Genomic DNA, 7,873 nt, shown 5'->3' on the forward strand with positions numbered 1-7,873 from the left:
ACCTCTCTAAAGGAACCCTTACCCAATACACTCCTTTTTACGTGACGCATTAAGCAATAGTTTTGTTACAGAATTAAGAATAGAACGAAAACGGTTGTTTGCTAGTTGTTTCTATTAAGGTCGTGCTTCGCGTAACACACTTTACGTTCTAACGATTAGAGGAAATGAAAGAGAAAAAGTTCCACGTAAAAAAAAGCCCGCTTCAGCGGGCGAATAGTCACAGATGCATTACACAAAAGTGGATAACTAACTGCATGAATGCTGTCACTCAGCTAGCTGACTCACTTTATATTGGTTAAGTGCTTGTTTGAAACTTAACCAACAAATTCAGCATATACGAGTTTTATCTTTGTGACTATTTATGTTTTATATGTGATTAAAAATTCTCATGTCTATTTTTGTAGATATGAGCGAGATCACGCAGTGATAGAAACACTACGTGTCATTACATTGTTTTTAGACGATTAACGACAGATCTCAGCTACGGTCGGCTGACACAATTGGATAAGATCTTGGATAGAAAGCGCCAGTCCAGCCATGCGATCGCCACTGCTGATCGTGACTTCCTGTTCTTCTAGTAAGCTAGGGTCGAACACGATTGGCATATGACGTTTTAGTAGCAGAGGAGTGACAGTACCAATTTTGTAACCAGTGATGGACTCAACATCGGCTTGATCAACACAAGTCATCCGGCGACATTTCAGTAACGAGCGCACTTTTTTGGGATCAACGCTACGATCACCTGGCGCACAGGCGAGTGCATATTGATTACCCATGTCTCGTAGCAAGATTGCTTTCACCATTTGAGAGGGGCGAATGCCGCGTTGGTGCGCGGCATCCTCAATGGTGGTTGCTGGTCTTTGATGCGGTAACAGACGAAACGGAATGTGTTGGTCTTTGAGAAATTGCATCAAAGGAGTATTGATTGTATTACTCATCATCAAGACTGTAAGGCAGTGATTCGATTGTCCATTCACATTCTGGTTGCGCAACCAAACGAAGACGAGTGTCCTCATCGAGATTATTAGGCAGCACGATCAGGCCAATCGCGTGATTGTCACTGAACTGGTAGTGATTTAATAAAGCACCTACTGAACGCCAGTTTTCACCTACGCTGCGTTCGAGCTCAATTGGTTCGTCACTGAATGGAGCAGAAGTTGCACCTTTTACGATATACATCGCACGTTTATTGGTACCGCGATACTTCGCTCGTGCTACCGTTTCTTGTCCCGTGTAGCAGCCCTTTGTGAAGCTTATGCCTCCTAAAGCTTGCACGTTAAGTGCTTGTGGAATGTGAGCATTCTGCGCGGATGCAGAGACAAATGGTAAACCTGCCTCAATATCGAAACGATTCCAAAGCTCATTTGTCGTAAAGACAGCGTCGGTAGTTTCAACGATTTGCTGTGCTTCTGGCGCACTTAATATCAGTAACCAGCGATCTTGTGCAACTTGCACTGCTGTGCCACCGTCAACTGGGCGAACGCTGCCAGTTGTCTTGCTCATTGTTGAAATGAATTCGTCGGCTTTGACGCCAGCAACACCTAAGATAACGTCATCAGAAGCTTCAATCGTTACTTTAGAGAAAATAGCGTATTTCTTTATTTCATTAAGTTCTACGTCAATCGCCGATTTTGGTTGGATCATGCCGTAGCCATCATGATGATGGAAAAGGCGGAACACGCTCCACACTTTTCCTTTCGCATCACAATGTGCGCCCAGTGTTGATTGGTCTTGTTCTAAAGAAACAACATCGCAGGTAACCTGACCTTGTAAGTATGATTTTTTATCATCACCGATCATGGTGATCATGCCGAAGTTATCCAGCAGTGAGATAGATAACTCTGGAAGTGCGTCTTGAGTTGAGAGAGGTAATGCTGAAAAACGAGTTTGCCATTCCATAATTACAATGCCTTTTGAAGATATTTTTCCGCTATGTTATACCCAAATAACCTTGAGATACTAGGGGAGCGATTTACGAATCAACATTTGTCTGCTTTCACTATCGTATTGTGACCCGCACACTAGTGACGTAGCACATCCCTTGTTACACTCCGCACTAACAACAAGACATCTATGAAGGAATAGTGAATGTACACTCCGGAAGAAAAAGCGCGTATTAAATGGGCTTGTCGTCGAGGCATGCTTGAGCTTGACGTAGTAATTATGCCGTTTTTTGAAGAGTGCTTTGATACTCTGAGTGAACAAGAGCAGCGTGACTTTGTTTCTTTACTTGAATGCGATGATCCTGATCTGTTTACTTGGGTAATGGGGCATGGCCGTAGCGAAAATTTAGGTCATGCAGCAATGGTTGATAAAATTGTCGCCCATAACCTCAGCAAAGTTCGTTAATTTTACTGCTTCTCCCTCTCTGACTGCCCGAGTCTTCAATGTTGTACTTTTCTTATTGATGACTTGGGCTGTTATCTTCTCTAGCATTCCGCTCGTATTATCGACTTATTTGTTATTACTGATTGTTAAGGCTCTCTCAAGCCAAGGCCTTGTTCAACCTACAAGTCATGGGCATTGGTATGTGCACTGCGATGGCTCGGTTAGGTTTGATGCCCTTGAGTATGGCGAATACTCGGAAGATATTGAGTCCGAAAAGGGTCATTTACAGCGAGTTGATACATCGGCATCACCATTCAAGATAACATTCCAATTGCAATCTGGCCGTAGTGTTACGATTTGGCGTGATAGCTGTGACGATGAGCAGTATCGTCAATTATCTTTGGTATTACGCCAATGGGAAATGAAACAGGGAGCTAATGCTCCCTAGTTTAATTTGTAAAGTTAAAGCTGTTTAGCTGGAACCAAAATCGTTGGTCCGCTGTTTTCCAGTTGGTTCGGATAGTCAAGCGTGTAGTGCAAACCTCGACTCTCTTTACGCTGCATCGCACAACGAACCATCAACTCTGCTACTTGTAAAAGGTTACGCAGTTCTAATAAGTTGTTCGACACTCGGAAATTGCTGTAGTACTCGTGTGTTTCTTGTTGCAACAGTTGGATACGGCGTAAGGCGCGCTCTAAACGCTTGTCAGTTCGCACAATGCCCATGTAGTCCCACATAAACAGACGAAGCTCGTGCCAGTTGTGCTGAATGATCACTTCTTCATCACTATTGGTTACTTTACTTTCATCCCAACATGGCACCTGTGAGGGTAGCTCAACGTTAGTGTGATGTTTTAGAATATCTTTTGCCGCAGACCAAGCATAAACCACGCATTCGAGAAGTGAGTTTGATGCCATGCGGTTAGCACCGTGCAGGCCGGTGTAGCTAACTTCACCAATCGCATACAAATTTTTCAGATCGGTGCAGCCATTTCTATCCACCATGACACCGCCACAAGTGTAGTGTGCAGCAGGTACGATTGGGATTGGCTCTTTAGTCATGTCAATGCCCAAGTCCATCAAACGTGAATAAATGGTTGGGAAGTGTTTCGTAATAAAGTCAGCAGGCTTATGGCTGATGTCGAGATACATACAGTCGGCACCTAAACGCTTCATTTCGAAGTCGATAGCACGAGCCACGACGTCACGCGGAGCAAGCTCTTTACGTTCATCGAAATCCGGCATAAAGCGAGAGCCATCTGGACGACGCAGGTAAGCACCTTCGCCACGCAACGCTTCAGTCAGCAAGAAGTTACGTGCTTCTGGGTGATATAAACACGTAGGGTGGAACTGGTTAAATTCCATATTCGCCACACGACACCCTGCACGCCAAGCAATCGCAATACCATCACCAGACGACACATCTGGGTTAGAGGTGTATTGATAAACCTTTGAAGCACCACCTGTAGCGAGAACCACAAATTTGGCTCGCACGGTTTCGACATGCTCTTCGTTGCGGTTCCAAATATAAGCACCGATAACTTTGTTTTTATCACCGCCAATTTTGTCTTCGGTGATTAAGTCCAGAGCATTGTGACGTTCGAGAACATGAATGTTTGGATGGTTATGAGCGTTATCTTGCAGGGAGGTTTGCATCGCCATACCTGTCGCATCTGCCGCGTGAAGAATACGACGACGGCTATGACCACCTTCACGAGTTAAGTGGTAGCGAGGTTCATCGTCAGAGTCATCTTCTTCACGATCAAATGGGACACCACCGTCAATCAACCACTGTACACACTCTTTTGAATGCTCAGCAATGAACCTTACGGTCTCCTCATCGCAAATACCATCCCCGGCGATTTGCGTGTCTTCAACGTGTGAATCAATGGTGTCTGACTCATCAAATACGGCAGCGATACCGCCTTGAGCATAGTAGGTTGCCCCTTCGCTGCGTGGTCCTTTACTCAGCACCATCACCTTACAGTGGTTAGCAACGCGCAAAGCCAACGACAAACCTGCCGCGCCACTCCCTACCACTAATACATCACACTCATGTTCACGATTTGTGTTCATATAACTTTTATAATCCCAAGCTAAGGTAACAAAGTTACCTTGTGTATTATTTGCACACCATGTGCATTCCATTATCGCGACATCTGTCGCTAAGGGCTAAGTTGGGAGACCTATCGACGTCCGTGTTACGGCGGTGACTGAGCCACTCTTCTTTTTCATGCAGAGCATGAGCATGCTTCCTAAGTTATAATTTGTAACGCGGTGTTCAGATAGCCATTAGCCATGCAAATGAAAAGTAATAGTTTGTCAATGCCATTGCTTTTCCATGCTCGACCCAGCACAATCTGGGACAGAGATCATTCATTATACCCATTTCCCTCCAAGATGCTCGCTTGTCAAACTTAGACTAAAGTCAGGCAGCGGTGGTCATTTGGGTACAGACATCACACTGTGAAAAAACAATGACAAAAAACTTGAGAAACCATGGAACTTTCTCATTCACGTTAGGGTCACAATAGTGCTCAAGTAAGCAGTGGTGTCAATACTACGTTTTGCATAATTAGTACCCATATCTGAGAAGAGTAGGGGCATAACAAATAGGAGTATCCGCTCGAATGAACGAGCAGCTGACCGATCAAGTATTGATTGAGCGAGTTCAGAATGGCGATAAGCAAGCATTCAACCTGTTGGTAACAAAGTACCAGAATAAGGTATGTAATCTTATTTCCAGATACGTTAGTAATCCTGGCGATGTACCAGATGTAGCACAAGAAGCGTTTATTAAAGCTTACCGAGCTATCCCTAGCTTTCGTGGGGAAAGTGCGTTTTATACGTGGCTGTATCGCATTGCAGTGAATACTGCGAAAAATCACATTGTTGCTCAAGGGCGTAGACCTCCAGCGACAGATGTCGATGCTGAAGATGCTGAATTTTACGAAACAGGTAGTGCACTTAAAGAAATATCGAACCCTGAGAACTTAACGTTGTCCAAAGAATTGCAACGGGTGGTGTTCAGTGCAATCGAAGCTTTACCTGAAGATTTAAAAACCGCAATGACATTACGAGAGCTCGATGGCTTGAGTTATGAAGAAATTGCAGAAGTGATGGATTGCCCGGTAGGAACGGTACGATCGCGTATCTTCCGTGCTCGTGAGGCGGTGGAAAAGAAAATCAGACCTCTTTTGCAACGCTAGTACAAGTAATAACTATGGTGAAAATAATGGCTGACAAAGAAAAACTTTCAGCTCTCATGGATGGAGAATTGGTCGATAAGGCTTTAATTCAAGAGTTAGAGCAAGACCAAGAGAGCCGTGATGCTTGGCAGAACTATCACCTGATTGGTGATGTGATGCGAGGCGAAGCGCCAGCAAAACCTGAGTGGAATATTGCTGAAAGCGTGGCGTTAGCGTTAGAAGATGAACCTGCACACCGTGCGTTTGATTCGCACAGTGCAAATGTTATCTCAATTGCGGATACGCCAAAAGAGTCGCAACCAGAACCGCAAAAAGCAAAACGTCAGTTGCCAGGTTGGTTGACGCAGTTTGGTCAAGTTGCTGTTGCTGCATGTGTATCGCTTGTTGTTATTTTAGGTGTACAGCAGTACGGTGGTAGCGATTCAATGTCGCCGCAAACAGATCAATTACCTGTATTGCAGACGGTTCCGTTTGCTGGCAGCGCAGAACCAGTGAGTTTGACTCGTGAGTCTGTAGAACGTTCTGTAGGCGAGGCAAATATGCAAGAGCAGCGCAAGCGTGTTCATGCTATGCTGCGAGACTACGAATTGCAGTTACGAATTAACAGTGATGCATCTCAACAAGATGCAAATCTGAATCCGGATATTGAATGAAAAAATTTCTGATCAGCGCTTGCGCTCTGTTCAGTATGATGTCTTCTCAAGCCTTTGCTGGTGATAAGCCAGCGGAGGCTTTATTGCATCAAATGAGCGAGGCGAGTAAGAATTTAAGTTACGAACTCTCTTATATCCTTATCAAAAAGAACAGCATTGAGCCGTTGCTGTATCGTCATGCCACGCATGGTGACGATCAATATGCTCATCTTGTCTACTTAAGTGGCCCAGTGCGTGAAGTGATTCGTCGCGGAACTGAAGTAAGTTATATCGAAACGGGTTTAGAACCGTTCACCATCGAGTCAGGTAAAATGGTCGCTCCGACTATGCCTATGCTCAACACCAATATCGATGAGCTAAACTTGTATTACGACTATGTAAAAGTGGGTAGAGCTCGTGAAGCTGGTGTGGCAACACAAGTGCTGCGTATTGTTCCTAAAGACGGTCTGCGCTATTCATACGTACTATGGATCGATGAAAAGAGTAAATTGCCGTTACGTGCCGACCTTGTGGACCGCGATGGTGAAATGCTTGAACAATATCGCACTATTTCTTACACGGTAAACCCAAAAATCGCAGAGTTAATGAGTGGCCTGCAAGATGTTCAATTACCTGCTGTTCTCACCATGCCAAAAGGCGATATTGGGACCAGTAATTGGCAGGTTGGTTGGATCCCTGAGGGTTTCGAGCCGAACGAGCTCAACCGCTATCGTATGGCCGTTACTAACCAAATGGTGGAGAGCCAGCTGTATTCTGATGGTCTGTTTAGCTTCTCTGTTTACGTAGCAAACAAGGATGAGCATTCGTTAAAAGGGCAGTTGGTTCGCCAAGGCAGAAGAACGCTACACAGTTTTGTGAGCGGTCAACATGAAATCTCTGTTGTAGGAGACATTCCACCGACCACAGCACAGCGTATAGCCCAATCTGTCACATTTAATGTAACAAAGAGTAAATAACAATGATGACCGCGTTGGCTACCGTGACAGACGTGCATCGTCGCGGCAAGCAATACGAAATTGATTTAAGTTGCGAACAGCAGACCAGTTGCAGTAGTTGCTCTTCACAGAAAAGCTGTGGAACGGGCGTTGTTACTAAAGCCATTGGTAACAAGAGTTTATCTTGGCACCTGCGCACGGATAAATCGGTGAAAATAGGTCAAGTCGTCGAGATTGGTTTTCCTGAGTCGAGCCTAATAAAATCAGCAATGGCGGTTTATTTACTGCCATTGTTTGGTTTGATTATCGGTGCGATGTTTGGTCACTTCCTATTAGCGCCGCTGACAGCCGGCGGGGAAGGCATCATCATATTGGCATCGGTATTGTTTGCCGCTGGTGGAATGTGGATCGCAAAACGTGTTTCTCGTCCGTTAGAAGATGAATCTAAGCGCCAAGTTACCCTCGTTCGGGTACTTGGAGAGCCAATCCAGTAAGTGCTGTCCCCCTCCACTAAAGGTTATTTGGGTATGTACTTTAAATTACGTGCGCCCGTTAACGAAATTCGGTAGAATCTGCCAACTTGATTGAAATGCCGTCAGTAGATGGCGTTTCTTACTGTCCCTATTTGTAAAGAGTTAGTCACCCTAAATCTATGAAGCACATTCGTAACTTTTCGATTATCGCCCACATCGACCATGGTAAGTCGACCCTATCAGACCGTCTAATCCAAGTTTGTGGCGGGTTAACC

The 7,873-nt window shown here is 44.9% G+C and carries 10 protein-coding genes; 7 read left to right on the forward strand and 3 right to left on the reverse strand.

The window, feature by feature from the left end; all coding sequences use genetic code 11:
- Window positions 1–464: 464 nt before the first annotated feature.
- Window positions 465–938 (reverse strand): aminoacyl-tRNA deacylase, encoded by a 474-nt coding sequence (locus tag IQP38_RS25875; protein WP_193838156.1) that lies wholly within the window; start codon window positions 936–938, stop codon window positions 465–467.
- On the reverse strand, window positions 931–1,899 hold the full coding sequence (gene ygfZ / locus IQP38_RS25880) for a tRNA-modifying protein YgfZ (RefSeq protein WP_054577171.1): 969 nt from the start codon (window positions 1,897–1,899) through the stop codon (window positions 931–933). Before ygfZ ends, IQP38_RS25875 begins: the two co-directional genes overlap by 8 nt.
- Window positions 1,900–2,088: 189 nt before the next feature.
- Between ygfZ and IQP38_RS25885 the strand changes: the two genes are divergently transcribed.
- Window positions 2,089–2,349 (forward strand): succinate dehydrogenase assembly factor 2, encoded by a 261-nt coding sequence (locus IQP38_RS25885; protein WP_005380951.1) that lies wholly within the window; start codon window positions 2,089–2,091, stop codon window positions 2,347–2,349.
- A complete protein-coding gene (locus tag IQP38_RS26870) occupies window positions 2,318–2,776 on the forward strand; it encodes a protein YgfX (RefSeq protein ID WP_228010200.1) in 459 nt (152 codons plus the stop codon). Before IQP38_RS25885 ends, IQP38_RS26870 begins: the two co-directional genes overlap by 32 nt.
- Before the next feature lie 14 nt (window positions 2,777–2,790).
- Here IQP38_RS26870 and nadB read toward each other — a convergent pair whose 3' ends face one another.
- On the reverse strand, window positions 2,791–4,404 hold the full coding sequence (gene nadB, locus IQP38_RS25895; RefSeq protein WP_005380947.1) for an L-aspartate oxidase: 1,614 nt from the start codon (window positions 4,402–4,404) through the stop codon (window positions 2,791–2,793).
- 554 nt (window positions 4,405–4,958) lie between these two features.
- On the opposite strand from nadB, the gene rpoE reads away from it, so the two are divergent.
- From rpoE to IQP38_RS26875, 5 genes are all read left to right on the forward strand, one after another.
- Window positions 4,959–5,537 (forward strand): RNA polymerase sigma factor RpoE, encoded by a 579-nt coding sequence (rpoE, locus tag IQP38_RS25900; RefSeq protein WP_005380946.1) that lies wholly within the window; start codon window positions 4,959–4,961, stop codon window positions 5,535–5,537.
- A 26-nt stretch (window positions 5,538–5,563) separates the two neighbouring features.
- Window positions 5,564–6,190 (forward strand): sigma-E factor negative regulatory protein, encoded by a 627-nt coding sequence (locus tag IQP38_RS25905; RefSeq protein WP_005380944.1) that lies wholly within the window; start codon window positions 5,564–5,566, stop codon window positions 6,188–6,190.
- Window positions 6,187–7,146 carry a sigma-E factor regulatory protein RseB gene (gene rseB / locus IQP38_RS25910; RefSeq protein WP_005380941.1) on the forward strand — a complete coding sequence of 320 codons (960 nt, stop codon included), beginning with the start codon at window positions 6,187–6,189 and terminating at the stop codon, window positions 7,144–7,146. The genes IQP38_RS25905 and rseB overlap by 4 nt, the downstream gene beginning before the upstream one ends.
- 2 nt (window positions 7,147–7,148) lie before the next feature.
- On the forward strand, window positions 7,149–7,619 hold the full coding sequence (locus tag IQP38_RS25915) for a SoxR reducing system RseC family protein (protein WP_005384575.1): 471 nt from the start codon (window positions 7,149–7,151) through the stop codon (window positions 7,617–7,619).
- 158 nt (window positions 7,620–7,777) lie between these two features.
- Window positions 7,778–7,873: GTP-binding protein (locus IQP38_RS26875; protein WP_228010202.1), on the forward strand; the 96-nt coding region annotated here is incomplete at its 3' end.

Origin of the sequence: Vibrio sp. OPT41, from assembly GCF_015163595.1 — a bacterium.
Classification (GTDB): Bacteria; Pseudomonadota; Gammaproteobacteria; order Enterobacterales; family Vibrionaceae; genus Vibrio; species Vibrio alginolyticus.

What these genes read in the sequence shown, in the direction of transcription:
- rseB (WP_005380941.1), top strand. Translation starts at nt 6,187, where the DNA reads ATGAAAAAATTTCTGATCAGCGCTTGCGCTCTGTTCAGTATGATGTCT.
- IQP38_RS25885 (WP_005380951.1), top strand. Translation starts at nt 2,089, where the DNA reads ATGTACACTCCGGAAGAAAAAGCGCGTATTAAATGGGCTTGTCGTCGA.
- rpoE (WP_005380946.1), top strand. Translation starts at nt 4,959, where the DNA reads ATGAACGAGCAGCTGACCGATCAAGTATTGATTGAGCGAGTTCAGAAT.
- IQP38_RS25905 (WP_005380944.1), top strand. Translation starts at nt 5,564, where the DNA reads ATGGCTGACAAAGAAAAACTTTCAGCTCTCATGGATGGAGAATTGGTC.
- nadB (WP_005380947.1), bottom strand. Translation starts at nt 4,404, where the DNA reads ATGAACACAAATCGTGAACATGAGTGTGATGTATTAGTGGTAGGGAGT.
- IQP38_RS25915 (WP_005384575.1), top strand. Translation starts at nt 7,149, where the DNA reads ATGATGACCGCGTTGGCTACCGTGACAGACGTGCATCGTCGCGGCAAG.
- IQP38_RS25875 (WP_193838156.1), bottom strand. Translation starts at nt 938, where the DNA reads ATGAGTAATACAATCAATACTCCTTTGATGCAATTTCTCAAAGACCAA.
- ygfZ (WP_054577171.1), bottom strand. Translation starts at nt 1,899, where the DNA reads ATGGAATGGCAAACTCGTTTTTCAGCATTACCTCTCTCAACTCAAGAC.